Genomic DNA, 20984 nt, shown 5'->3' with positions numbered 1-20984 from the left:
GCTACGCCGACACGACCTCGCGGCGAAGGCGCTCCAGGCGCTCGCCGACGGCCGCGACCGCCTCGTGACGGACGCCGAGGTCGGCGAGGCTCGTCATGAGCGTCTCGACGATCCGGTCGAATGCGACGTCGGTGATGGCGAGCCCGGCGTGGGCCTCGGCGAGGCCGCGTCCGCCGAACACGTGGGGGCCGCCGAATGCGGCGGTGAGGAAGGCGCGCTGGTGGGACTGCAACCGGTCGAGGTCGATGTCGCGGAACCACGGAACGAGCTCCTCGTCGACGACCACGCGGCGATAGAGGACCGCCACCGCCGCCCGCACGCCGTCCTGACCGCCGACCTCGTCGTACAGCTCGGGCATCCCGCCTCCCTCGTCTCCAGCGATCCTAGACTCGCCCGCCGCCGCCGGAGGGGAGCCGCGATCGCGGATCCGGCTGTGGCGGGCCCGCGCTGTGGGACGATGCCCGCATGGCGCCCCGCATCGAGTTCGAGCGCGACGTGTTCTCGTCGAGGGGCTGGACGCTGCTCGTGGACGGGGCCGCGCAGTCGCATGTCGACGCCGAGCAGCCGACGCGCCTCTTCTTCGAGTACGTGCGCCGCATCGGCAACGTGATCGACGCCATCGCCGATCCCGGTGCGCCGATCGGCGCGCTCCACCTCGGCGGGGGTGCCATGAGCCTCGCGCGGTACGTCTCGGCCACGCGCCCCGACTCGAACCAGGTCGTGGTCGACGCGGACCCCCGGGTCGTGGCGCTCGTGGCCGAACGGCTCCCGCTGCCGGAGGGCTCCGGCATCTCGGTCATGGTGGCCGACGCGCGCGACGCGCTCGACCGGCTCGACCCCGGTCTGCGGTTCGACCTCGTGATCGTCGACCTCTACGCCCGGCTCGAGGCGCCCGCGTTCGTCGACGAACCCTCCTTCCTCGGCGCCTGCCTCTCGCGTCTCGCGCCGAACGGGGCCGTCGTCGTGAACGTGGCGGATGCCGCGGGCGGCCCGCGCCTCGCCGCCCAGGCCCGGGGCCTCGCGCGTGCCGAGCCCGCCGCCGACCTCCTCGTCGCGGGGCCGCCCGCCGTGCTCGCGGGCGCCGAGGAGGGCAACGCGGTGATCGTCGCCGGTCCCGCGATCCCGGCACGCGTCGTCGAGCGGCTCCGCGAGGCCGGACCGTTCCCCGTCGAGGTGCTCCGGGGCGCGCGGCTGGACGCGGTGCTGTGGGACGCGTGCTGATCCGACGCGGGTAGCGTGGAATCCGTGCCGGAACTCGAACGACGCCTCGCCGTGAGCGGTCACCTCGCCCGACTCGAGGAGTCGCGCACGCGCCCGGGATCATGGACGCTGACCGTCGACGGGACGCCCCAGTCGCACGTCGACCTCGAGCAGCCCGAGTGGCTGGGCTTCGAGTACGTGCGGCGCATCGGGCACGCCGTCGACCTCGTGCGCGAACCGGGCCGGCCGATCACCGCGCTCCACCTCGGCGGCGGGGCGTTCACGCTCCCCCGGTACGTCATCGCGACCCGACCGGGCTCCCGCCAGCAGGTGATCGAGCTGGAGTCCGACCTCGTCGACCTCGTGCGCACGAACCTGCCCCTCCCCCGCGGCGCGCAGGTGCGGGTGCGCCACGGCGACGCGCGCGAGGTCCTCGCCAAGCTCCCGGCCGGGCTCGACGGCGCGGTCGACCTCGCGGTCGTCGACATCTTCTCCGGCGCCCGAACGCCCGCCCACGTCACGAGCGTCGAGTTCCACGGGCTGATCTCGCCGAGGCTCGCGCCCGGCGGCATCGTCGCCGTCAACGTGGCCGACGGCGCCGGGCTCGCGTTCGCGCGCTCGCAGGCGGCGACGCTCGCGCACGTCTACGCACACGTCGCGATCGCCGCCGACACGGGAATGCTGAAGGGGCGACGCTTCGGCAACGTCGTCATGTACGCCTCGCACGACGCGCTGCCGTTCGACGCGATGCCGAGGCGGCTCGCGAGCGACCCCGCCCCGGCGAAGCTCGTCGACGGCGACGAACTCGTGCGCTTCATCGCCGGCGCGTCGATCGTGACGGATGCCACGGCGGTGCCGTCCCCGCCGCCGGCCCGGTCGGTGTTCCTGTCCAAGCCGTAGCGGCGTCGACCCTGCTCGGCATCCGAGGGCGAACGACCACACGAGGACGGTTCCGTGGGCACGCCTCCGCCCGGTTCGGTCAGGCGTGCCGGAACCGCACCTCCTGGCCGGGCCGGACCTGCGCGAGCCGGTCGAGCGAGGCCGGATCGACGACGGCGACGACCGGGTACCCGCCGGTCACGGGCCGGTCGGCGAGGAGCACGGTCGGCACGCCGGCGCCGGTGACCTGGATCGCGCCGGCGACCGTCGGTTCGCTCACGAGCTCGCCGGGGACGCGGCGCCCGAGCGCGGGCCCCTCGAGCCTCGCGCCCACCCGATCGGCCGAGGCGGAGACGCGCCAGCCCGACCCGTGCAACGCGGCGAGCGCGGCATCCGTCACCCAGTCGGCCCGCGGACCCGGAAGCAGCCCGAGCGTGACCGCTCCGACCGGGGGCGGGTAGGCGGCGTCGTCGTCGAGGAGGGGCACGGATGCCGCCGGCTCGGCTCCCACGGCGAGCACGCGCCCGGCGGCGACGGGCTCCGGCCCGATGCCGGCGAGCGTGTCGCGGCTGCGCGACCCGAGGGTGACCGGCTCGTCGATCCCGCCGCGGACCGCCACGAGGTACCGCAGCCCGCGCTGCGCGGTGCCGATCTCGGCGACCTCGCCCGCGCGGATGCGCGCGGCACGGTACGGTCCGACCTCGCGTCCGGCGACGCGCACGGACCCCCACGCACCGGTCACGGCGAACCACACGTCGCGATCGGGAGCGAACCGGAGCCCGCCGAGCACGACCTCGAGTCCCGCTGCGCCGTCGGGGTTGCCGACGAGGCGGTTCGCGAGCGAGAGCGCGCTGCGATCCAGCGCGCCCGAGGGCGCGACGCCGAGGTGCGCCAGGCCCGGGCGACCGAGATCCTGGACGAGCACGTGCCCGCCGGTCGCCTCGACGCGGAGCCGGGTCACGCGCGCGCCTCCCTGAAGCGCACGCCGCGACCGGGAACGAGGAGCGCCGGCGGGTCGGCCTCCGGATTCCAGAGCGCGGCGTCGGTGCGGCCGATGAGCCGCCACCCGCCCGGGCTCTCGCGCGGGTAGGCGCCGGAGAACGCGCCCGCGAGCCCGACCGCGCCGGTCGGCACCCGCGTGCGGGCGACGTCGAGCCGCGGCACGTCGAAGGGCCAGTCGTCGGCCACCAGGTAGCCGAACCCGGGCGCGAAGCCGATGAACGCGACGCGCCATCGGGTCGCGACGTGTCGGGCCACGAGGTGCTCGGCGGTCACGCCGAGGTGCGACGCGACGTCGGCGAGGTCGTCGCCGCGGTAGACGACGTCGATCACCAGGTCGTCGGACGCCGGTGCCCCGACGCGAGCGCGATCGTCATCTCCCGTCCCGGACGCGGCCCTCGGCAGCACATCGCGCGCCGCGCGCCGCACCCAGCTCGCCGCCGCCTCGAGCGGGAGCCTCGCGGGGTCGACGGCCACGAGCAGCGTCCGTGCCGCGGGGACCAGTTCGACCACGCCCTCGGGGCGGTCGCGCGACAGCGCGTCGTGGAGGTCGATCACCGCGTCGAGCCCCTCGCACTCGACGAGGATCGCCGAGCGCCCGGCGGGCAGCAGCCGCGGCTCGGCAGAGCTCATGCGAACGGCCGCACGTCGTGGCCCGCGTTCGCGAGCGCCGCCCGGACCGCCCGGGCGATGCCGACCGATCCCGGGGTGTCGCCGTGCAGGCAGAGCGAGTCGGGACCGAGCTCCACCCGTGCCCCGTCGGTCGCGCCGATGCCGCCGGTCTCGACGAGCTCGAGCGCCCGGTCGGCCGCCCGCGCGGGATCGTGCACGAGCGCGTCCGGGTGGCCGCGCGGCACGAGGCGGCCGTCGGCGAGGTAACCGCGGTCGATGAACGCCTCGCGGGCGTAGCGGATGCCGGCGACGGACGCCGCACGCTCGAGCTCGCTCCCCGGCGGCCCGAGCACGACCGTGTCGGGCGCGGCCCCGGCGAGCGCGTCGGCGACGGCGTCGGCAGCGGACCGATCGGCCGCGAGGCGATGGTAGAGCGCGCCGTGCGCCTTCACGTAGGCCACGCTCGTCCCGACGCCGCGGGCGATGCCGTCGAGCGCACCGAGCTGGTACAGGATCTCGGCCGCGAGCTCGTCGACCGAGACCCCGAGCGCCCGCCGGCCGAACCCGGCTCGGTCGCGGTAGCCGGGATGCGCCCCGAGCACGACGCCGTGCCGGACGGCGAGCCGGGCGCTTCGGAGCATCGTCAGCGGGTCGCCGGCGTGGAAGCCGCAGGCGACGTTCGCGCTCGAGACGACCTCGAACATGGCCTCGTCGTCGCCCATGCGCCAGGCGCCGTACGACTCGCCGAGGTCGGCGTTCAGGTCGATAACGCGCTGCATGCTCCCATTCTCCCGCGTGCTCCCGCAGACTGGGCTGCGGGCCGGTTCGACCCATCGACCCGGAGGAGGCGCGGATGCCCGGACGGACCGGCACGGCTCGGACGCACGGGTCGCAGGCACGGAGGGCGCGGGCGCACGCGACGCTCGCGGGCTCGATCGCGACGGCGGTCGCCGCGACGGCCTGGCTCGCCGGCTGCAGCACGGACGGCGGCTCCGGCCCGGTCGTGGTCGCCCCGTCGACGTCGCCGACCGCGCCGGCCGCCTCCGCACCGCCCCCCGTCCGACCGGTCGGCGAGCCCGAGACGCTCGCGACCGGCCTCGAGTCCCCGTGGTCGATCCTCCGGCTCCCCGACGGCGGTGTGCTCGTGAGCGAGCGCGATTCCGGGCGGATCGTCGAGGTGCTCCCGGACGGCGGCCTCCGCGAGGCGGCCGTCCTTCCCGACGTGGTCGCGGGCGGCGAGGGCGGCCTGCTCGGACTCGCGTACCTGCCGGGCGACGGCTCCGAGGCGGCATCCGTCTTCGCCTACCTCTCGACGGACGCCGACAACCGCATCGTGCGGATGCCGCTCACCGGCGGACCCGGCGAGCTCGGGCTGGGTGCGCCCGAGACGGTGCTCGACGGCATCCCCCGCGGCGGCCGTCACAACGGCGGACGACTCGCCATCGGTCCGGACGGGTTCCTGTACGCGACGACGGGCGATGCCGGCGACCGCGACCTGCCCCAGGACCCCGACTCGTTGGGCGGCAAGATCCTGCGGATGACACCCGACGGCGAGCCGGCGCCGGGCAACCCGTCGGGCAGCCTCGTCTGGAGCCTCGGGCACCGCAACCCCCAAGGGCTGGCGTGGGATGCCGGCGGCGGCATGTGGGCGGCGGAACTCGGCCAGGACACATGGGACGAGCTCAACCGCATCGAGCCGGGCGGGAACTACGGCTGGCCGGTCGTCGAGGGGCGGGCCGGCGACGAGCGGTTCCTCGACCCGGCCGTGCAATGGCCGACCTCCGAGGCGAGCCCGAGCGGCATCGCGGTCGTGGGCGACACCATCGTGCTCGCCGCGCTCCGAGGCGAACGGCTGTGGTTCGCGTCGCCTGCGCTGACCTCGCCGACCGAGGTCGAGGCGGCGTTCACGGGCGAGCTCGGACGGCTGCGCGACGTGGCGCCCGGGCCCGACGGCGAGCTCTGGGTGATCACCGGCAACACCGACGGTCGGGGTGCTCCGCGCGACGGCGACGACCGCCTCGTGCGCATCCGGCTCGACGACGCGGGCTAGGCCGGTCCCCCGTTCGGGGGACCCCGGAAGCGGTTGCACCCGGTACGCCCGGGGATATCCTCGATCGCATGGCGGATCTCGCGAGGGTTCGGATCTGGGCTGAGGCGCTCATCGCCCTGCACCTGGACCCCGCCGTGTGGAGCTTCGGCTTCGACAACGCCAAGAAGCGTGCCGGTCTCTGCAACTACACGGCCAAGCGCATCTCGGTCTCGCGGTACCTCGCCGCCCGCTACGACGACGACGAGATCCACCAGATCCTGCTGCACGAGGTCGCGCACGCGATGGCCGGACCCCGCGCCGGCCATGGGCCGCGATGGGCGACGACCGCGGCCGACATCGGCTACGTCGGTCGGCGCACGCACGACGGCGCGGTCGCCGACGAACTCGCCCCCTGGGTCGGCCGATGCCCTGTCGGACACGAGCACTACCGGTACCGCGAGCCGAGCCGACCGCTCAGCTGCGGGCTCTGCCGCCGCGGCTTCGACCGGCGCAACCTGATCGTGTGGAGCCGCCGCGAGATCACCGCGGCGATGCGCCGCGCTGCGGCGAGCGCCGCCGCCGACTGACCCGGGCGGACTGCGCGGGGTAGCGGGGCCGAGCGAGGCGCGCGATCGGTCGCCGGATCGGCCCGGCGTCCGTGACCCGATCGTGGCGTCCGCGACCCGTGCGAGCCGGTAGTTTGGTCCGGTGCCCGTCTCGACCGTCTCGATCCCCGTCGGCCAGTGGTTCACGGACGACAGCGGGCGGTGGTGGTTCGACTCCGGTTCGTTCGCGCTCGACTTCGCCTACACCGGGGGCATCCACGTCGCCGTCGCCGTCGCCCCAGCACGACTGAACTCGCCCGACGACCTCACGTCGTGGATGCGCGACCGCTTCCCCATGCCCGTCGCCCCCGCCCGGTCGCGAGACCTGTTCGACGCGACCTCGCTGCGCGACGCGATCGCCCGCCTCGCCCTCGCGGCCGGCCGCGGCGAGTCGCTCGCCACGGCCGACATCGACGTGGTGAACCTGTACGCCGCGACCCCCGACATCCCTCCGACCCTCGACGGCGGTTCCCGGCAGGCGGGCCGGTCGGTGCAGACCGTCGGCCAGGCGCTCTCCACGATCGCGCGCGACGCGGTCGACTGCTTCGGCGAGGCCAACCACGGTCGCGTGCGCGTCTGCGCCGGCGACTGCGGCATCGTCTACCTCGACACCTCGCGTGCCGCGAGCCGTCGCTGGTGCTCCATGCAGCGGTGCGGCAATCGCGCGAAGGTCCGCGCGCACCGCGCCCGGAAGTCCGGCAAGGTCGCACTGAGCGCCGCCTGACGATCCGAGCGACGGCGGGAGCGCGGGAGCGCGAACCCGGTCAGCGGGCCCGGACGACCCGTGCCGGCGCCTCGGCGTCGCGGACGGCCGCACGGCGGAGCGCCGCGGGATCGGCGCCGGCCGCGATCGCCTCGCGTCCGCCGACCGACGCGGTCGCGAGGTGCGCGACCGCCCGCCGCAATCCGGTGTACGTCGCGCAGGCGACGGCCGCCTCGGGCGAGGTGTCGTCGATGCCGAGCTCGGCGAGCGCGTCGATCACGGCGCCGGCCGCGAGCAGGTCGTCGGCGGCGAAGCCGCCGTCGGTACGCCCTGCGGCGACGATCGCGAGGTAGGCGCGCCGACCGAGGGCCTCCTGCTCGGCGAGGATCCATGCGGCGCTCGCCGCCGCATCGGCCAGGCTCGCCGCGAGCACCGCGTCGGGGGCGTCGGCGAGCACCTCGGCGGGCACGACCGCGGCCGACGCCGTGCCGACGGCGTCGCCGCCCGAGGCATCCGTCACCTGGTCGACCCAGACGAGCACGTCGGCGCCCCGTGCGATGCGCCGCACGCCGCCGACACCTTGGTCGAACCGCACCTGGTACTTCGACTGCGCGGCGGGCGCCGCCCCGGCCGCGGTGGTGCTGTTCGTCGTGCTCACCGCGTCAGGCTACGCGATGGGCGCGAACCCACCCACTCGTAGGGTGGGTGCATGACCTCGAATGTCGACTCCCGGCCCGTCACGATCGTCACGGGCGGCGGCCGGGGCATCGGGCGCGCGATCGCCGAGCGGCTCGCGGCCGAGGGCCACGACCTCGTGCTGACCTACCGCGAGCGTCGCGACGAGGCCGAGGCGGTGGCCGACGGATGCCGCGCCGCGGGCGCGCGCGTCGAGCTGTTGCAGCTCGACCTCGCCGACCTCGACCGCGCGGCCGAGATCGTCCCCGAGTCGGTCGCACTCTTCGGCCGGGTCACGGGGCTCGTGAACAACGCGGGCATCACCGGGCTCATCGGCCCGTTCCTCGACGGCTCGATCGAGGAGTCGGAGCTCGTGTTCCGCATCAACGTGCTCGCGCCCATGGTGCTCTGCCGATCGGCGATCGCGCACATGGCGACCGATCGCGGCGGCGCGGGCGGATCGATCGTGAACATCTCCTCGGGCGCGGCCACGCACGGGGCTCCCGACACCTACATCCCGTACGCCGCGAGCAAGGCCGCGCTGAACATCATGACCGTCGGCCTGGCGAAGGAGTTCGGGCCCGTCGGGGTCCGCGTGAACACGGTCTCGCCGGGGACGACCCGCACCGAGATCCACGCGGCCGCCGGTCGGCCGAACGCGCCCGACGAGCGCGCTGGCAACATCCCCATGCGTCGCCCCGGCGAACCGCACGAGATCGCCGGAGCGGTCGCGTACCTGCTCTCGGACGACGCCTCGTACACGTCGGGCGCCGACATCCTGATCTCGGGCGGCAAGTAGGCGGCCGGCCGGCGGCTCAGCGATGCAGGGCCGCGAAGTGCGCGAGCGCCTCGGCGTCGCTCGCGCGCGATGCCGCGCGCCGTGCCGCGTCGAGCGCCGCGACCGGGTCGGACTCCCGCCGGGCGATGCCGAGCTGCCGTTCGGCCTCGGCGAGGCGGGTCCGCGCGTCGGCGCCGGCGAACGCGCGGGCCCGTTCGAGCGCTTCGGCCGCCACCCGGATCTGGCTCTCGGCGATCGCGATCGCGCCGGGCAGCGCGCCACGCGCACCGTCGAGCCGGTCCTCTGCGCGCCGGGCGGTCGCACGTGCGGCCTCGAGCCGGTCGCGCGCCGCCCGCAGCCGGTCGCGCTCGGCGAACGGATCGTCGGCGCGGTGCTCGCGACCGACGAGCAGCGGCGACAGGTCGCCGATCGCCGCAGCGAGCGCCGCACCCGCCTCCGGGTCGGACGCGCGGTCGCGCTCGCTCCGCGCGGCGATGAGCTCCGCGTCGAGGTCGGCCGCCTCGCGGCCGGCCTCCTCCGTCGCACGGGCCAGGTCGAGCTCGACGTGCTCGACCCGATCGAGTTCGCCCTCCGCGCGCTGCAGGGCGTGCGCCGCGCGGCCGTTGAGGCCCGCGACGGGCTCCCCCGGCGCATCGGCGAGCCGCCGGGCCGCATCGTCGAGTGCGGCCGTCGCGGCCGCGAGGTCGTGGTCGGCGCGTGCGAGCGATCCCTGCGCCCCGGCGAGCGCCGCCGCCGAGAACCGCGTGCCGAGTCGCTCGAGGGCGGATGCGGCATCCGCGCGCCTGCCGTCGAGTCGTCGCGCCCGCTCGTGCAGCGCCGGCGTCTCGTCGGCTGCGCCGCGCTCGACCGCACGGCGTGCGGCGAGCACCGAGTCGGCATCGGCCAGGGCCCGTTCGACGGAATCGCAGAGCGACGCGATGCGCGTGCTCCAGGTGCGGCGCTCGGCAGCGGTGTCGGGCGCGGCGTCGTCGAGGCGCTGCTGGAGGAGGAACGCCTCGCGGAGCCATCCGCGGGCGCGCTCGACGGTCTCGCCGAGCTCGCGCGCCGTCTCGGGTCCGAACTGCGCCTCGGCGAACCGGATCTCCTGCATCGCATCGCGCACGGCCTCGTCGGCGCCCACGAGCCTGGCCTTGGCCGCCGTCTCGAGCTCGCGCACCGCACCGGCGTCGCGCGCCTCACGGCGCGCGCCCAACCGGCGCAACCCGAGCACGCCCGCCGCGAGCGCGATCGCGGCGGCCCCGAACACCACGAGCGAGGGCAGCCAGTCGGCGGCGTCGACCATGCTCGGGAGCCTAGCGGGATCGACCGCGACCGACCCGAGCGGTCGCCGTGCGACGCCCGTGAATCCGGCGCGGACGCTTTGCCGGGCCATCCGTCGCCCCTAGGGTCGTGCCATGCGGGTGCTGCTGAAGCTGACGCTCGACTGCGATGCGGATGCCGCGTGGCGCGCCATCCGCAGCCCGGCCGTGCTGCGCGAGGTGGTCGCGCCCTGGCTCGACTTCGAGTCGCTCGAGGCGGAGGGCTTCCCGGCCACGTGGCCCGAGGGTCCCCATCGGATGCGCGCGCTCGCGTTCGGCGTCGCCCCGAGCGGCGAGGAGTACGTCGACGTGTCCTACCCCGGCGGGCTTCCGCCCGGCGTCCGGATGCTGCGCGACGGGGGCGGCGCGGTCACCGGGCCCCTGTCGGCGTTCCGGCACTGGGACCATCGGATGGCGATCTCGCCCCTCCCCGACGGGCGGACGCTGTACCGGGACCAGCTGCGCGCGAGCGCCGGAGCGCTCGACGCCCTGTACTGGTACCCGACGTGGGCGTTCTGGCAGTACCGCGGGCAGCGGCTGCGGCAGCTCGCACCGACCTGGGCCTACGACCCGCCCGGAACGGCGGACGCCGAGCGCGCCGACGCGGCCCGGATCGGCCTCGCCGCCGGCGCCCCGGCCCGGAAGGTCGGATCGTGACCGCCTCGCTCGGCGCCCTGCAGCTCGCCGACTGGCGCCGCCACGTGTTCGCCCTCTACGCGGGCGTGCGCCACCTCAGCGTGCACGATCCCGCACAGGGCCACGAGCTCTGGCGTTCGGGGCGCGACGAACTCTTCGCCGGCCATCCGCAGTCGCCGCTGCTGCCCGACGACCGTTCCCGGTTCACCGGCCTCGAGATCGCGCCGTACGACCCCGACTGGCGGTTCGAACTCGAGGTGCGCCGTCCCGACGAACCGCAGCGGATGGTCGTCGACAGCTCGTCCGACGGCAAGATCCCGTTCTCGCTCGTGGGGACCGTGCGGTTGCCCTACCTGGGCACGCTCGACGTGTGGCGACTCACGGCGTACGGCGGCGGGCTGTTCCTGCCCGTCAAGGACGGCCTCGCCGGAGCGCCCGGCGGCACCTACGGCGGCGGACGCTACCTGCTCGACACCATCAAGGGGGCCGACCTCGGCTCGGGTGGCAACGACGACAGCCTCGTGATCGACCTGAACTTCGCCTACAACCCGTCGTGCGCCTACGACCCGTCGTGGTCGTGCCCGCTCGCTCCGCCCGGCAACACCCTCCGCGAGCCGATCCCGGTCGGCGAGCGGATGCCGCGCTGACGCATCGCCCAGCTTCCCGGATCAGGCACCTGCTATGGTTGGCGGCGGCGTGCGCGACGAACGCGCCGCCTGCGTCGTAGACACGCTTCCGGGCCTCGAGCCCGTTGACTTCATACGGCGAACGGATTCGCCGCCCGGCGTCTTCGCCACCACCCACCGCCGGGTCCATCCGCCGCTGCCGCTTCGCGCACCGGCGCACCCGGCCGTGCCTCCCGAAACGGACCCCCTTGACCGACATCACCTTCGGCGCGCTCGGCGTGCCCGCTCCCCTCGTCGCCGCCCTCGCCGCCGACGGCAAGACCACCGCGTTCCCCATCCAGGTCGACACCCTGCCCGACACGCTCGCCGGACGCGACGTGCTCGGCCGCGGCAAGACCGGCTCGGGCAAGACCATCGCCTTCGCACTGCCCATGGTCGCCCGCCTCGGCACCTCGCTCGCCGGCGGCCGCCGCCGCGCTGGCCGGCCGCTCGGCCTCGTGCTCGCCCCGACGCGCGAGCTCGCCACCCAGATCACCGCGACCATCGAGCCCCTCGCCGCCGCCTACGGGCTGAAGGCGACCACGATCTTCGGCGGCATCAACCAGAAGCGCCAGGTCGACGCGCTCCGCGCCGGCGTCGACATCGTCGTGGCCACGCCCGGTCGTCTCGAGGACCTCATGAAGCAGGGCTTCGCGCACCTCGACGCGGTCGAGATCACCGTGCTCGACGAGGCCGACCACATGGCCGACCTGGGCTTCCTGCCCGTCGTGACCCGGATCCTCGACAAGACCCCGACCGGCGGTCAGCGCATGCTCTTCTCGGCGACGCTCGACAACGGCGTGGACCGGCTCGTGAAGCGCTACCTGCAGAACGAGGTGCTCCACTCGGTCGACGAGGCGCACTCCCCCGTCGCCGCGATGACCCACCACGTCTTCGAGGTCGCCGACACGGACGCCAAGCACGAGCTCGTGAAGGCGCTCGCGTCGGGCACCGGCCGACGCATCCTCTTCATGCGCACCAAGCACCACGCGAAGAAGCTCGCGAAGAAACTCACCGAGCAGGGCATCCCCGCCGTCGACCTGCACGGCAACCTCTCCCAGCCGCAGCGCGACCGCAACCTCGCCGCGTTCGGCGACGGCTCGGTCAAGGTCATGGTGGCCACGGATGTCGCCGCGCGCGGCGTGCACGTCGACGACATCGAGCTCGTCATCCACGTCGACCCGCCCATGGAGCACAAGGCGTACCTGCACCGTTCCGGCCGCACCGCACGCGCGGGCAGCGAGGGCGATGTCGTGACGATCGCGCTGCCGAGCCAGATGGACGACCTCGGCAAGCTCCTCCGCAAGGCGGAGATCCGGGTCGCTCCCGAGAAGGTCGTGCCGTCGACGCCGAAGGTCGTGCAGCTCGTGGGCGAGGTCGCCCCGTACGTGAAGCCCGCGCCGCGCGAGGCGAAGCCGCAGCAGGGCGGCGGCGGCCGGTCGCAGGGCGCGAACGCGCAGCGCAAGCGCGCCGCGCGCGAGGAGCGCGCGGCCGGCGTCGCGCAGCCGGCCGGCCAGGGCCGTCGCAGCCGCGGTCGCGGTCGCGGCGGGCAGGCGGATGTCGCGCCCGCGACGCCGCGTCGCGACCGTTCGGGCCGCCCCGCGGAGGCGAAGGCGCACGCGCCCAAGCAGGGCGGCGGCCAGTCGCGCGGCGGGCAGACGACGGGCGCGCAGCGCTCCTCATCCGCCCGCGGGTCGCAGAAGCAGGCGCTGCGCGTGGGCAGCCTCGTCTCGCCGAACCGGAACACGCGCACCAACCGCCGCGCGCAGGGCTGAGCCCCGCACGGAACGCCGACGGCCCCGCACCCGGGAGACGGGTGGCGGGGCCGTCGCCGATTTCGCTCGCGACAGCACCCCGGGTTAGCCTGAGCCGCATGAGCACCGAGGTCGCTGCCGATGTCGTCATCCGTCCCATCCGCGATTCCGACGCCGAGGCGCTCGGCCGGGTCCACGCGCAGTGCTGGCACGAGGACTACGACCAGCTGGTGAGCGCCGCGACGCTCGAGAACCTCTCGCCACGGCGCATGGCCGAGCTCTGGACGCACTGGATGAGCCAGGGCGACGAGTTCACGCACGTGGCCGCACTCGTCGAGGGCGAGATCGTCGGGTTCGCCGGGGCCGGACCGGCTCGCGACGACGACGCGCCGCGCGAGCGCGAGTTGTTCTTCATCCACCTGCTGGACGCGCACCACGGCAAGGGCATCGGCCAGAAGCTGTTCGATGCGGCCGTCGGCGATGACTCGGTGTACCTCTGGGTGCCGTCGGCCAACGAGCGCGCGGTGCACTTCTACGACCGCAACGGCTTCACCGCCGACGGCGTCGCGCACGACGAGCCGTTCCTCGGCGAGACCATCCACGAGGTGCGGATGGTGCGCTGACGCGCACCCCGCGGCATCCGCTCGCGCGGACGCTCGGTCGAGGCTCAGACCAGCGCGCCGACCGCCGCGAGCGCACGGCGCAGCAGCACGCCGCGCCCGCCCTCCATCTCGGCACCGAACGCGTCGCTCGCGGCCTCGGCCGGAGAGACCCAGGTGACCTCGAGCGCGTCCTGCCGCGGCTCGCACGTGCCGGTCACCGGCACGACGTAGGCGAGCGAGACCGCGTGCTGGCGCTCGTCGGTGAACGCCGAGATGCCGGGCAGCGGGAAGTACTCGGCGACCGTCGCCGGCACCGGGCTCGACGGCAGCAGCGGGAAGGCCATCGGACCGAGGTCCTTCTCGAGGTGGCGGAACAGCGCGTCTCGGATCGTCTCGCCGTACATCACGCGGCCCGACACGAGCGTGCGGGTCATCTCGCCGACCGCGTTCGCCCGCAGCAGCACGCCCACCTCGGTGACCTGGCCGACGCCGTCGACGCGCACCGGCACGGCCTCGACGTAGAGCAGCGGCAGCCGGCCGCGGATCTCGGCGAGCTCGAGGTCGGAGAGCCAGCCGGGGTTCGCGGGAGGCTGGACGACCGGTTCGTCGTCGGGATTCCAGTCCGGGTCCGGGGTGCGTACGGCCATGGCTCGATTCTGCCCCACGCGACCGGTGAGCGCCGCGAATCCCCTGACCGCGCCGGCGGCCGCACACCACCGACCGCCGCCGGCGGCCGCGCTCGCCGGCGGCACCCGCCGCGCGGGGTACGATGCCCGGATGCGGATCGACGACGAGGCGGTGATGTGGTCGGCATCGCCCGCCGACCGGGCCGGGCGCCCGCTCCTGGTGCTCCTCCACGGCTACAACTCGCACGAGGGCGACCTCTTCGGGCTGAGCCCGTACCTGCCGCTCGAGCCCGCGATCGCGTCGCTCCGCGCTCCGATCTCGACGGGATACGGCCACGCGTGGTTCCCGCTCCTCGCCCAGGGCGAGGAGTTCGCGATGAGCGGCGCCGACGAGGCGACGACCGCCGTGATGGAGTGGCTCGACCGGGTCGCGCCGGGCGAGAAGGCGATCGGCCTGCTCGGCTTCTCGCAGGGCGGTGCGATGGCGCTCGAACTGCTCCGCCGGGCGCCCGAGCGCTTCGCGTTCGCAGTCAGCCTCGCGGGGTTCGCGCTCCCGGGCGCGCGGGACGGCGACGAGCGGATGGCCGAACTCGCGCCGCCCGTCTTCTGGGGCCGCGGCACGGCAGACGAGGTGATCCCCGCGACCTCCGTGGCTCGGACCCAGGAATGGCTGCCCGCGCACGCATCACTCGACCAGCGGGTGTACGAGGGACTCGGGCACTCGGTCTCTGACCGGGAGATCGGCGACGTGCGCGCGTTCCTGGCGGCCCGCTACGCGGCCTGAGGGCGCGTAGCCGTCGACTCGGACGTCGGATCAGACGCCGGCGCCACCGCCACCGCCACCGCGGCCCTCGTCGCGGCGCGCGGCCCGCTCCGTGTCGCGCTCGGCGATGCGCCGCTTCTCGGCGCGGACGCCGGCCTGGCGTGCGCGCTCCTCGACGAGCCACGCGGGCGGCGCCTCGAGCAGCCCCTTGATCTCGGCGGTCGTCAGCGGATCGGTGATGCCCGCCCGGGCGAGACCGGAGTTCGAGACGCCGAGCTTCGCCGCGACGACGCTCCGTGGGTGCGGGCCCTCGCGGCGCAGCGTCGCGAGCCACTCGGGCGGGTCGGCCTGGAGCGCGGCGAGGTCGTCGCGCGTGATGGGCGAGCCGCGGAACTCGTCGGGCGTCGCGTCCAGCAGGACGCCGAGCTTCTTGGCCGCCGTCTCCGGCTTCATCGACTGGGACTGGCGGGGCTTGTCGGCGTTCACCCCTCCACGGTAGTCGCGTCGGCGCCTCGGCGCGCGCATCGGGCCCCGCGCCCGGGTCGCCCGGCGCTAGCCTGAGAGGGCCGCGCGCGCGGCGGGAAAGAGGACGGACGTGTCGCTGCGGCTGGTGTACGTCGCGGGAGTGAGCCCTGCGAAGTGGCTCCGGGCGTGGGCCGACCGCCGACCAGACCGCCCGCTCGAGGCGACCCGGGTCGACCAGCACGAGCAGCTCGCCGACGTGCGCACGGGCGACGCCGACCTCGCGTTCGTCCGCCTGCCCATCGACGACGACGGCCTCCACGTCATCCCGCTCTGGGAGGAGGTCGCCGTCGCGGTCCTCCCCAAGGACCACGCGTTCGCCGAGGCGGAGGAGCTCGCGCTCGCCGACCTCGCCGACGAGCCGCGAGCACCCGAGCAGGATGATCCGGCGATGACGGTCGAGCTCGTCGCCGCCGGAACGGGGTGGGCGATGCTGCCGCACGGCGTCGCCCGCCTGCACCATCGCCGCGACGTCGTCGCGATCCCGGTGACGGATGCCGCGACCACGCGGATCGCGTTGGCCTGGCGGGTCGAGCGCGATGACGAGGACATCCAGGACTTCGTCGGCGTCGTCCGGGGCCGGACGGCCCGGAGCTCGCGGAGCGGCGGACTAGCGGATGCCGCGGCGGGCGACACCCGCGCCGACCGGGGCCGCACGGCCGGCGACGGCCGCGGCACGTCGGCGAAGGCGGGCCGGGCGAAGCCCGCCCGCGGTTCGGGGACCGGTGCCGGCAGGTCCCGTCGCACGGGCGCCCACGGCCGACGGAAGGGCGGCAAGCGCCGATGACGATGACGAACGAGTTCCTGTTCCTCTCCGCGCGCCCCGAGGTCGAGGCGGTCGGACCCGAGTACGAGTCGGTGCGGCGCGCGTCGGGGCTCGACGCCGCGCGGCTCGACCACGTGCGCCTCGACGTCGAGTCGATCGGCGACCTCGACCCTCGGCGCTATGCCGGGATCATCGTCGGCGGCAGCCCGTACAACGTCACGACGCCCGAGGACGGCAAGCACGCGACCCAGCTGCGCGTCGAGGCCGACCTCGCCCGCCTCGCTGAGCGCGCGGTCGATGCCGACCATCCGGTGCTGTTCACGTGCTACGGCATCGGCGTGCTGACCCGAGTCCTCGGCGGGGAGGTCGGCACGCTCCACGGCGAGGAGGCCGCCCCGGTCGAGATCACGCTCACCGACGCCGGGCGCGCCGATCCGCTCCTCGCCGGACTGCCCGCGCGCTTCGACGCGCTCGTCGGGCACAAGGAGGCCACGAGTCGCCTTCCGGACGACGCCGTGCACCTCGCCCGGTCGGCGGGCTGCCCGGTCCAGGTCTACCGCGTCGGCTCGAACGTGTACGCCACGCAGTTCCATCCCGAGGTCTCGGCGTCCGACTTCATCGCCCGGGCGCGCGTGTACCGCCACCACGGGTACTTCCCGGCGCACGAGCTCGACGCGCTGCGCGACCGCGTGAACGCGGCATCCGTCACCGAACCGCAGCGGATGCTGCGCCGCTTCGTCGAACTCGCGGACGCCCGCGCGGCGAGCTGAGCCGCCGGCTCGCGCCGCCGCCGGGAACGCCGGACGGCCCGGTCGACGCGAGGTCGACCGGGCCGTCCGGTTGGAGCTCGATGGCTCAGGCGGTCTTCCTCCGACCGACGATGAGTCCGTAGATGAGCAGGACGATGATGGAGCCGCCGATGGCGAGCAACCACGTGGTGAGGTTCCAGAACTCACCCAGCTGCACCCCGAAGAGCACGCTCCCGAGCCACCCGCCGAGCAGGGCGCCGACGACGCCGAGCAGGAGGGTGATGAACCAGCCGCCGCCCTGCTTGCCGGGCAGGATCAGCTTGGCGATGGCCCCTGCGATGAGGCCGAGGAGCAGGAATGCGAGGAAACTCATCGATTCTCCTTCCGTTTGATGCCAACTGTCCTCCTGAATGCTTCCTGAGTGCAAGAGGTTGCGCGGGTGTGTTCGCGTCCGGTACTTGCGCGACGCGTGCGGGCAGCGGAGTCTGGCCTGCATGGGGGCTCGCGCGCACGCCTGGGTGCTGCACGTCGACCTCGACCAGTTCATCGCCGCGGTCGAGGTGCTGCGGCGCCCGGAGCTCGCGGGCAGGCCGCTGATCGTCGGCGGCCGCGGCGACCCCACCGAGCGTGCCGTCGTCTCCACGGCGTCGTATGAGGCGCGCGAGTTCGGCGTCGGATCGGGGATGCCGCTGCGCCTCGCCGCGCGGAAGGCGCCCGACGCCGTGATCCTGCCGGTCGACGCGCCCGCGTACACCGAGGCATCCGCCCACGTCATGGAAGCGCTGCGAGCGCACCCCGGCGCCGTCGTCCAGGTGCTCGGGTGGGACGAGGCGTTCGTCGGCGTCGACGTCGCCTTCCCCGAGGCGACGGCGCGGGACCTGCAGCGCGAGGTCCTCGAGCGGACCGGACTGCACTGCAGCGTCGGCATCGGCGACACGCTCCTGCGCGCGAAGGTGGCGACGGGGTTCGGCAAGCCCGGCGGCGTGTTCCGGCTCACGGTCGAGAACTGGATGACGGTCATGGGTGAACGGCCGACGACGGCCGTGTGGGGTATCGGATCACGCATCGGGAAGCGGCTCGCCGCGCACGGCATCGAGACCGTGGCCCAGCTCGCCGACGCCGACCTCGAGATGCTCGTCGTCGAGTTCGGTCCGCGCATAGGGCCGTGGTACCGGCAGCTCGGACGCGGGGAGGGCACCCGCGTGGTCGACGACACCCCGTGGGTGGCCAGGGGCCACAGCCGAGAGACCACGTACCAGCGGGACCTCACCGATCCCGCCGAGATCGAGGCGGCGCTCGGCGAGCTCGTCGAGCAGGTGATGGCCGACGTGGCCGCCGAGGGGCGCCCGGTGATCGGGCTCACCCTGAAGGTGCGCTACGTTCCCTTCACGACCAAGACCTTCAGCCGTCGCATCCGTCCGCCGACCACCGACGCCGACGACGTGCTCGCGAACGTGCTCGACCTCGCGGCGAAGCGCGACGCGAGCCGCACCGTGCGCCTGCTGGGGCTCCGCGCCGAAATGCCCATGCCGGAAGACGCTCGCGACGGCCACACGCCGACTCGCAGCGGCTGGTGACGCGTCCGCTCGGCCGGTCACGCGCCGTCGGCCCCTGATCCCGGATCCGATTCGATCCGGTGCGATCCGACCCGTCGGGAGGAACTTCCGCACGTCGACCGGCGTGTCGGTGGCCGACTCGCCGAGGAGGGGCGGAAACGACCTCCCGAAGGGTCGGGAACGGGATCGGCGCGGTCTCCGGAGGACCGCGGAAGACGACTGAACCCCCGCTCCACAAGGAACGGGGGTTCAGGTTGGCGGTACCGGTGGGATTTGAACCCACGGTGCGCTTTCACGCACACAACTTTTCGAGAGTTGCACCTTCGGCCGCTCGGACACGGTACCGAGATCGATGATAGCGGCCCCGGCGCGAGGTGCCAAAACGAGCGGATGCCGCTACGCCGCGAGCTGCGCGACGACGACCCGGGCGTCCTCGCCCACGCCCATGAGCAGGGGCGAGCGCCGCGCGCGCATCCACGGAACCCCGACGAAGTAGAGCCCGGGCGCCACGGTCGACGCGCCGTCGCGTTGGACGGGCAGGCCCAGTTCGTCCACGATGCCCGGGATGCCGATCCATCCGTAGTCGGGCCGGTACCCGCAGGCGATGACGACCGCACCGAATTCGTCGATGCTCCGCACCGTCGCGGCACGGATGTCGCGGCGCTCGGGTCGCGGGAGCTCCGGCACCGGCATGCCGGTGCGCTCCGCGGCCAGGCGGACGAGATCGCAGACCAGGTCCCATCCGTCGTCTCCGGCCGCGATGGACGCGCCGAGGTCGTCCGCGACGACGAGACGCCCGTCGTCCACGCCGGTCGCATGTCCGACCAGGCGCGCGCCGGAAGCGTCGAGCGTGCGCAGGTTCAGGTCCTCCCCGCCGTGGCCGCCGGTCACGAGCGGGTTCGGGCTGAACCGGGCGTCGGACGACGGCAGGTCGGCTGCCGTCTGCTCCATGAATCCGGCGTCGATCAGCCAATCGATCGTGTCCCGGCCCCCGACGCGCCGAGGCATCGACGGCGCCTTCCCGGCAGCGTGCGTGACCTCGCGTCCGGCGCGGAGCAGCTCGTCGGATATCTGCACCGATGACTGACCGCCCCCGATGACGAGGACCGGTCCATCGGGGAGCGCCTGCGGCGACCGATAGGAGGAGGACCCGATGACCGGGACGGTTCGGGCGAGCTCGCCGGTGACCGCCGGGCGTCGCTCCCTCTGGTATGCGCCGGTGCAGACGACGACGCGGCGGGCGCGGACCTCTCCGGCCGCCGTCCGGCCGCGGAACCCGCCGTCCTCGGCGACGAGGTCGTCGACCCCGGTGTGTTCGATGACCGGTGCCCGGAACGACGCCGCGTATCTGCGGAGATGATCGACGACGGCGTCGCGCGGCAGGTACCCGCCCGGATCGTCGCCGGCGTACTCGCCGCCTGGCAGCAGGATCGTGTGGTTCGGCGTCACGAGGCAGAAGCTGTCCCACCGCTTCGACCACGTGGCGGCGGTGCGCTCGCGCTCCAGGACGACGTGGTCGATCCCGGCCGCGTCGAGGCCGTGACTGACCGCGAGGCCGGCCTGGCCGGCTCCGATGACGAGGACATCCGTGTCCGCGAGCACACGGTCAGCGTATGCCCGCGCCGCGGGGTCCGGTAGCGGTCCGACGGCGCCTCCGCCCAGGGTTCGTCCAGCGCACGCTCAGACGCCGGTCATAACGTCGCCCGCATGGTGGACGAACGGCAGCCCGCGGCATCCGTCATCTCGGCACTCGTGCCGGTCGCGCTCGTCGCGGGGACGGTGCTGGGGCTCAGGGCGGCGTGGCGCGCCTTCCGGGCGCGGATCACCGCGAACAGCATGATCCTGAACGAGACGCTGCCCGTGCACTCCGCGTGGTGGCGGGATCACGCGAAGGCTCCCGGCGAGATCCTCTACGTCGCCATCGGGGACAGCGCCGCCCAGGGCATCGGTGCGAGTCGGCCCGATCACAGCTACGTGGGCCTGCTGGCGCGGACGATCCGCGACGCGACCGCGCGATCGGTCCGCGTCGTGAACCTCAGCGTCTCCGGTGCGACCGTGGGGCGATGCGTCGAGGACCAGCTGCCGAAGCTCGCCAAGTACCGGCCCGACGTGATGACCGTCGCCATCGGGGCGAACGACATCGCGAAGTGGGACCCGGAGTCGTTCGAGCGCGATCTCCGCACCATCCTCGATGCGGTGCCGCCGCACGCGCTCGTGGCGGACCTCCCGTTCTTCTACTTCCCGCAGCACGAGCGCAAGGTCGCGGTGGCGAACGACATCCTCCGCCGTCTCGTCGCCGAGCGCGGCCTCACGCTCGTCCGGCTGCACCGTCGGACGCGACTCGGCGGCTACCGGCGCATGCTGACGCACTTCGCGAACGACTGGTTCCATCCGAACGATCACGGCTATCGCGTGTGGGCCGACGCGTTCCTCCCGGCCCTCGTCGCGTCGCTCGTGGCCCGGTTCCCCACCGATCCCGCGCTGGACGTCCCGGCGGATCTCCCGGCGGATCTCCCGGCGGATGTCGGGGGCCGGCCCTAGTCTCG

At 74.4% G+C, this 20984-nt stretch carries 25 protein-coding genes and 1 tRNA gene; 15 read left to right on the top strand and 11 right to left on the bottom strand.

Annotated elements, in window-relative coordinates; genetic code table 11:
- Nucleotide 1: 1 nt before the first annotated feature.
- Nucleotides 2–358, bottom strand: coding sequence for a group I truncated hemoglobin (locus ACSJD1_RS04220; RefSeq protein WP_438854050.1), 357 nt, complete (start codon nucleotides 356–358; stop codon nucleotides 2–4).
- Between the two features lie 107 nt (nucleotides 359–465).
- Here ACSJD1_RS04220 and ACSJD1_RS04215 point away from each other — a divergent pair, with 107 nt between their 5' ends.
- Together ACSJD1_RS04215 and ACSJD1_RS04210 are read left to right on the top strand one after the other, a co-directional pair.
- On the top strand, nucleotides 466–1221 hold the full coding sequence (locus ACSJD1_RS04215) for a spermidine synthase (RefSeq protein WP_438854049.1): 756 nt from the start codon (nucleotides 466–468) through the stop codon (nucleotides 1219–1221).
- A gap of 24 nt (nucleotides 1222–1245) precedes the next feature.
- On the top strand, nucleotides 1246–2100 hold the full coding sequence (locus ACSJD1_RS04210) for a spermidine synthase (protein WP_438854048.1): 855 nt from the start codon (nucleotides 1246–1248) through the stop codon (nucleotides 2098–2100).
- Between the two features lie 79 nt (nucleotides 2101–2179).
- Here the strand turns inward: ACSJD1_RS04210 and ACSJD1_RS04205 are convergent, their stop codons facing one another.
- Genes ACSJD1_RS04205 through ACSJD1_RS04195 form a run of 3 tightly spaced genes read right to left on the bottom strand, consistent with a single transcriptional unit; the run spans nucleotide 2180 to nucleotide 4469 of the window.
- On the bottom strand, nucleotides 2180–3040 hold the full coding sequence (locus tag ACSJD1_RS04205) for a 5-oxoprolinase subunit C family protein (RefSeq protein WP_438854047.1): 861 nt from the start codon (nucleotides 3038–3040) through the stop codon (nucleotides 2180–2182).
- Nucleotides 3037–3711 (bottom strand): 5-oxoprolinase subunit B family protein, encoded by a 675-nt coding sequence (locus ACSJD1_RS04200; protein ID WP_438854046.1) that lies wholly within the window; start codon nucleotides 3709–3711, stop codon nucleotides 3037–3039. The genes ACSJD1_RS04205 and ACSJD1_RS04200 overlap by 4 nt, the downstream gene beginning before the upstream one ends.
- Nucleotides 3708–4469 carry a LamB/YcsF family protein gene (locus tag ACSJD1_RS04195; protein WP_438854045.1) on the bottom strand — a complete coding sequence of 254 codons (762 nt, stop codon included), beginning with the start codon at nucleotides 4467–4469 and terminating at the stop codon, nucleotides 3708–3710. The genes ACSJD1_RS04200 and ACSJD1_RS04195 overlap by 4 nt, the downstream gene beginning before the upstream one ends.
- A 74-nt stretch (nucleotides 4470–4543) precedes the next feature.
- Between ACSJD1_RS04195 and ACSJD1_RS04190 the strand changes: the two genes are divergently transcribed.
- The 3 genes from ACSJD1_RS04190 to ACSJD1_RS04180 all read left to right on the top strand — a co-directional run bounded on the left by ACSJD1_RS04190 (nucleotide 4544) and on the right by ACSJD1_RS04180 (nucleotide 7048).
- Nucleotides 4544–5740 (top strand): PQQ-dependent sugar dehydrogenase, encoded by a 1197-nt coding sequence (locus ACSJD1_RS04190; RefSeq protein ID WP_438854044.1) that lies wholly within the window; start codon nucleotides 4544–4546, stop codon nucleotides 5738–5740.
- A 68-nt stretch (nucleotides 5741–5808) separates the two neighbouring features.
- Nucleotides 5809–6306, top strand: coding sequence for a SprT-like domain-containing protein (locus ACSJD1_RS04185; RefSeq protein WP_155052765.1), 498 nt, complete (start codon nucleotides 5809–5811; stop codon nucleotides 6304–6306).
- Between the two features lie 121 nt (nucleotides 6307–6427).
- Entirely contained in the window at nucleotides 6428–7048 is a 621-nt protein-coding gene (locus ACSJD1_RS04180) for a CGNR zinc finger domain-containing protein (RefSeq protein WP_438854043.1), read from the top strand.
- Between the two features lie 40 nt (nucleotides 7049–7088).
- Here the strand turns inward: ACSJD1_RS04180 and ACSJD1_RS04175 are convergent, their stop codons facing one another.
- On the bottom strand, nucleotides 7089–7685 hold the full coding sequence (locus ACSJD1_RS04175; RefSeq protein WP_438854042.1) for a 2-phosphosulfolactate phosphatase: 597 nt from the start codon (nucleotides 7683–7685) through the stop codon (nucleotides 7089–7091).
- A gap of 51 nt (nucleotides 7686–7736) precedes the next feature.
- On the opposite strand from ACSJD1_RS04175, the gene ACSJD1_RS04170 reads away from it, so the two are divergent.
- Complete coding sequence (locus ACSJD1_RS04170; RefSeq protein ID WP_438854041.1) at nucleotides 7737–8501, top strand: SDR family NAD(P)-dependent oxidoreductase; 765 nt, start codon at nucleotides 7737–7739, stop codon at nucleotides 8499–8501.
- A gap of 16 nt (nucleotides 8502–8517) precedes the next feature.
- Here ACSJD1_RS04170 and ACSJD1_RS04165 read toward each other — a convergent pair whose 3' ends face one another.
- Nucleotides 8518–9783: a hypothetical protein gene (locus tag ACSJD1_RS04165; protein ID WP_438854040.1), complete on the bottom strand. Its 1266-nt coding sequence runs from the start codon at nucleotides 9781–9783 to the stop codon at nucleotides 8518–8520.
- Nucleotides 9784–9895: 112 nt separating this feature from the next.
- Between ACSJD1_RS04165 and ACSJD1_RS04160 the strand changes: the two genes are divergently transcribed.
- The 4 genes from ACSJD1_RS04160 to ACSJD1_RS04145 all read left to right on the top strand — a co-directional run bounded on the left by ACSJD1_RS04160 (nucleotide 9896) and on the right by ACSJD1_RS04145 (nucleotide 13477).
- Nucleotides 9896–10456, top strand: coding sequence for a hypothetical protein (locus ACSJD1_RS04160; protein ID WP_438854039.1), 561 nt, complete (start codon nucleotides 9896–9898; stop codon nucleotides 10454–10456).
- Nucleotides 10450–11082, top strand: coding sequence for a DUF1684 domain-containing protein (locus tag ACSJD1_RS04155; RefSeq protein WP_438854125.1), 633 nt, complete (start codon nucleotides 10450–10452; stop codon nucleotides 11080–11082). Before ACSJD1_RS04160 ends, ACSJD1_RS04155 begins: the two co-directional genes overlap by 7 nt.
- Nucleotides 11083–11309: 227 nt before the next feature.
- Complete coding sequence (locus tag ACSJD1_RS04150; RefSeq protein WP_438854038.1) at nucleotides 11310–12875, top strand: DEAD/DEAH box helicase; 1566 nt, start codon at nucleotides 11310–11312, stop codon at nucleotides 12873–12875.
- Between the two features lie 98 nt (nucleotides 12876–12973).
- The gene (locus tag ACSJD1_RS04145) at nucleotides 12974–13477 is read left to right on the top strand and encodes a GNAT family N-acetyltransferase (protein WP_438854037.1); all 504 of its coding nucleotides are present in this window, start codon (nucleotides 12974–12976) and stop codon (nucleotides 13475–13477) included.
- Nucleotides 13478–13521: 44 nt separating this feature from the next.
- Here the strand turns inward: ACSJD1_RS04145 and ACSJD1_RS04140 are convergent, their stop codons facing one another.
- On the bottom strand, nucleotides 13522–14103 hold the full coding sequence (locus ACSJD1_RS04140; protein ID WP_438854036.1) for an NUDIX hydrolase family protein: 582 nt from the start codon (nucleotides 14101–14103) through the stop codon (nucleotides 13522–13524).
- 130 nt (nucleotides 14104–14233) lie between these two features.
- On the opposite strand from ACSJD1_RS04140, the gene ACSJD1_RS04135 reads away from it, so the two are divergent.
- Entirely contained in the window at nucleotides 14234–14866 is a 633-nt protein-coding gene (locus ACSJD1_RS04135) for an alpha/beta hydrolase (RefSeq protein ID WP_438854035.1), read from the top strand.
- Between the two features lie 30 nt (nucleotides 14867–14896).
- Here ACSJD1_RS04135 and ACSJD1_RS04130 read toward each other — a convergent pair whose 3' ends face one another.
- Entirely contained in the window at nucleotides 14897–15298 is a 402-nt protein-coding gene (locus tag ACSJD1_RS04130; protein WP_438854124.1) for a DUF5997 family protein, read from the bottom strand.
- Nucleotides 15299–15440: 142 nt separating this feature from the next.
- On the opposite strand from ACSJD1_RS04130, the gene ACSJD1_RS04125 reads away from it, so the two are divergent.
- On the top strand, nucleotides 15441–16154 hold the full coding sequence (locus tag ACSJD1_RS04125) for a LysR family transcriptional regulator substrate-binding protein (protein WP_438854034.1): 714 nt from the start codon (nucleotides 15441–15443) through the stop codon (nucleotides 16152–16154).
- On the top strand, nucleotides 16151–16903 hold the full coding sequence (locus tag ACSJD1_RS04120) for a glutamine amidotransferase (RefSeq protein ID WP_438854033.1): 753 nt from the start codon (nucleotides 16151–16153) through the stop codon (nucleotides 16901–16903). Before ACSJD1_RS04125 ends, ACSJD1_RS04120 begins: the two co-directional genes overlap by 4 nt.
- Before the next feature lie 85 nt (nucleotides 16904–16988).
- Here the strand turns inward: ACSJD1_RS04120 and ACSJD1_RS04115 are convergent, their stop codons facing one another.
- Nucleotides 16989–17255: a GlsB/YeaQ/YmgE family stress response membrane protein gene (locus tag ACSJD1_RS04115; RefSeq protein WP_438854032.1), complete on the bottom strand. Its 267-nt coding sequence runs from the start codon at nucleotides 17253–17255 to the stop codon at nucleotides 16989–16991.
- 121 nt (nucleotides 17256–17376) lie between these two features.
- On the opposite strand from ACSJD1_RS04115, the gene ACSJD1_RS04110 reads away from it, so the two are divergent.
- Nucleotides 17377–18459, top strand: a complete 1083-nt coding sequence (locus ACSJD1_RS04110; RefSeq protein ID WP_438854031.1) for a DNA polymerase IV — start codon at nucleotides 17377–17379, stop codon at nucleotides 18457–18459.
- A 234-nt stretch (nucleotides 18460–18693) separates the two neighbouring features.
- Here ACSJD1_RS04110 and ACSJD1_RS04105 read toward each other — a convergent pair.
- Both ACSJD1_RS04105 and ACSJD1_RS04100 read right to left on the bottom strand, forming a co-directional pair.
- Nucleotides 18694–18783, bottom strand: a tRNA-Ser gene (locus ACSJD1_RS04105).
- 51 nt (nucleotides 18784–18834) lie between these two features.
- The gene (locus ACSJD1_RS04100) at nucleotides 18835–20040 is read right to left on the bottom strand and encodes a flavin-containing monooxygenase (protein ID WP_438854030.1); all 1206 of its coding nucleotides are present in this window, start codon (nucleotides 20038–20040) and stop codon (nucleotides 18835–18837) included.
- A gap of 105 nt (nucleotides 20041–20145) precedes the next feature.
- Here ACSJD1_RS04100 and ACSJD1_RS04095 point away from each other — a divergent pair, with 105 nt between their 5' ends.
- Nucleotides 20146–20979, top strand: coding sequence for an SGNH/GDSL hydrolase family protein (locus tag ACSJD1_RS04095; protein ID WP_438854029.1), 834 nt, complete (start codon nucleotides 20146–20148; stop codon nucleotides 20977–20979).
- The last annotated feature ends 5 nt before the right edge of the window (nucleotides 20980–20984 follow it).

The organism is Agromyces excoecariae, assembly GCF_051715505.1.
Lineage (GTDB): Bacteria > Actinomycetota > Actinomycetes > Actinomycetales > Microbacteriaceae > Agromyces.
The sequence above is the reverse complement of the archived record's forward strand: the minus strand, read 5'-3'. Positions and strand labels throughout refer to the sequence as shown.

Excerpts from the sequence above, each read along its gene's own strand:
- ACSJD1_RS04130 (WP_438854124.1), bottom strand. The coding sequence starts at position 15,298 with ATGAAGCCGGAGACGGCGGCCAAGAAGCTCGGCGTCCTGCTGGACGCG.
- ACSJD1_RS04165 (WP_438854040.1), bottom strand. The coding sequence starts at position 9,783 with ATGGTCGACGCCGCCGACTGGCTGCCCTCGCTCGTGGTGTTCGGGGCC.
- ACSJD1_RS04220 (WP_438854050.1), bottom strand. The coding sequence starts at position 358 with ATGCCCGAGCTGTACGACGAGGTCGGCGGTCAGGACGGCGTGCGGGCG.
- ACSJD1_RS04200 (WP_438854046.1), bottom strand. The coding sequence starts at position 3,711 with ATGAGCTCTGCCGAGCCGCGGCTGCTGCCCGCCGGGCGCTCGGCGATC.
- ACSJD1_RS04160 (WP_438854039.1), top strand. The coding sequence starts at position 9,896 with ATGCGGGTGCTGCTGAAGCTGACGCTCGACTGCGATGCGGATGCCGCG.
- ACSJD1_RS04145 (WP_438854037.1), top strand. The coding sequence starts at position 12,974 with ATGAGCACCGAGGTCGCTGCCGATGTCGTCATCCGTCCCATCCGCGAT.
- ACSJD1_RS04170 (WP_438854041.1), top strand. The coding sequence starts at position 7,737 with ATGACCTCGAATGTCGACTCCCGGCCCGTCACGATCGTCACGGGCGGC.
- ACSJD1_RS04195 (WP_438854045.1), bottom strand. The coding sequence starts at position 4,469 with ATGCAGCGCGTTATCGACCTGAACGCCGACCTCGGCGAGTCGTACGGC.
- ACSJD1_RS04110 (WP_438854031.1), top strand. The coding sequence starts at position 17,377 with ATGGGGGCTCGCGCGCACGCCTGGGTGCTGCACGTCGACCTCGACCAG.
- ACSJD1_RS04120 (WP_438854033.1), top strand. The coding sequence starts at position 16,151 with ATGACGATGACGAACGAGTTCCTGTTCCTCTCCGCGCGCCCCGAGGTC.
- ACSJD1_RS04115 (WP_438854032.1), bottom strand. The coding sequence starts at position 17,255 with ATGAGTTTCCTCGCATTCCTGCTCCTCGGCCTCATCGCAGGGGCCATC.
- ACSJD1_RS04215 (WP_438854049.1), top strand. The coding sequence starts at position 466 with ATGGCGCCCCGCATCGAGTTCGAGCGCGACGTGTTCTCGTCGAGGGGC.
- ACSJD1_RS04190 (WP_438854044.1), top strand. The coding sequence starts at position 4,544 with ATGCCCGGACGGACCGGCACGGCTCGGACGCACGGGTCGCAGGCACGG.
- ACSJD1_RS04185 (WP_155052765.1), top strand. The coding sequence starts at position 5,809 with ATGGCGGATCTCGCGAGGGTTCGGATCTGGGCTGAGGCGCTCATCGCC.
- ACSJD1_RS04135 (WP_438854035.1), top strand. The coding sequence starts at position 14,234 with ATGCGGATCGACGACGAGGCGGTGATGTGGTCGGCATCGCCCGCCGAC.
- ACSJD1_RS04095 (WP_438854029.1), top strand. The coding sequence starts at position 20,146 with ATGGTGGACGAACGGCAGCCCGCGGCATCCGTCATCTCGGCACTCGTG.
- ACSJD1_RS04140 (WP_438854036.1), bottom strand. The coding sequence starts at position 14,103 with ATGGCCGTACGCACCCCGGACCCGGACTGGAATCCCGACGACGAACCG.